The sequence below is a fragment of the Paracoccus sp. FO-3 genome, from assembly GCF_006386455.1.
In the GTDB taxonomy this organism is placed as follows: Bacteria; Pseudomonadota; Alphaproteobacteria; order Rhodobacterales; family Rhodobacteraceae; genus Paracoccus; species Paracoccus versutus.
Window position 1 is genome coordinate 1 of the sequence record NZ_VCBQ01000275.1, and the last position, 1156, is coordinate 1156.

Genomic DNA, 1156 nt, shown 5'->3' on the forward strand with positions numbered 1-1156 from the left:
AGCCCGGCACCGCCGCGGTCGATCCCGCCCATGCCGAGCCGGGCGGTGCGCGCTGGCGCGGCGAATGGGCCAGCCTGCGCGACGAGATCCGCGGCGGCGCCGAGCCGGCCGAGGTCGAGATCGCCCGGCTTTCGACCCGGCTGATCCTGCCCGGCGAGGCGGTGCAGGGCGCCGTCACCCTGCCGCTGGCCGGGATCGAGGGGCTGGCCGCCGACGGCCGCGTCGTGCTGGCCGAGGGCTGGCTGCCTCCCGCGCTGACGCTGGCCGCCGTGCCCTGGTATGGCGGGCTGCTCAAGGAACTGGTCGGCGGGCTCGACCGCATCATCGAGGCGCAGGGCGGCATGGTGCTGGGCGGCGCCGGCCGCTCGGTCGAGAACCTGCTGATCCTGGAGCTGGCCAATGCCGCCCGGCCGCGGCTGCAGCACCTGCTGGCGCAGAACCTTGCCCACCCCTCCGAGCTTTTCGCCGACCTGGCCGAGCTGGCGGGGCGGATGGCGACCTATGGCTCGTCCACGCGGCGGCTGTCGCCGCTGCCGGAATATGACCATGCCGACCCGCAGCCGGCCTTCGCCGCACTGGCGGATGCGCTGCGCTCGCTGATCCTGTCCCTGCGCCATGTCGAGCCGAAATCCCGCGCCCTGCCGGTGGCGCGCCACGCGCAGAACGTCTGGAAGGTGCGCATCGACAATCCCGAGATCCTGCAAAACAGCCGCATCGTGCTGCGCATCGGCTCGGACATGTCGGACGAGGGCTTGATGCAGCTGTTCACCCGCCAGGTCACCGTGGGCGCGGCCGATGAGTTCGAGGCGCTCTGGACCTCGCGCCTGCCGGGCATCCCGCTGCGGCCGCTGCATTCGCAGCCGCGCGAGATCCCCTATGACGGCGACCGGCTGTGCCTGGAGCTGGACCGCAAGTCCGAGCATTGGGCGCGGCTGCAAGCCTCGCCGGGCTTCGTGCTGGGCGTGTCGGGCAAGCTGGACCGCGAGCCCGAAATCGACTGCTACGCGGTCAGCAGGTAGGGAGCGGGGGATGGGCGACCAGAACGATCCCTTCGGCCTTGGCGACCCCGGCCGCACGCGCATCCGCCCGCTGGGCGCGGGCCGGCCGCAATCCCAGCCCGCTTCGCCCGGCCCCGTCCCCGCCGCGCCGCGCCCCG

At 73.6% G+C, this 1156-nt stretch carries 1 protein-coding gene; it reads left to right on the plus strand.

Going from position 1 to position 1156, the window contains the following annotated elements; translation table 11 throughout:
• A partial coding sequence (tssK, locus tag FE811_RS26935; RefSeq protein WP_140849578.1) for a type VI secretion system baseplate subunit TssK occupies positions 1-1019 on the plus strand: 1019 nt, incomplete at its 5' end.
• Positions 1020-1156: the final 137 nt, after the last annotated feature.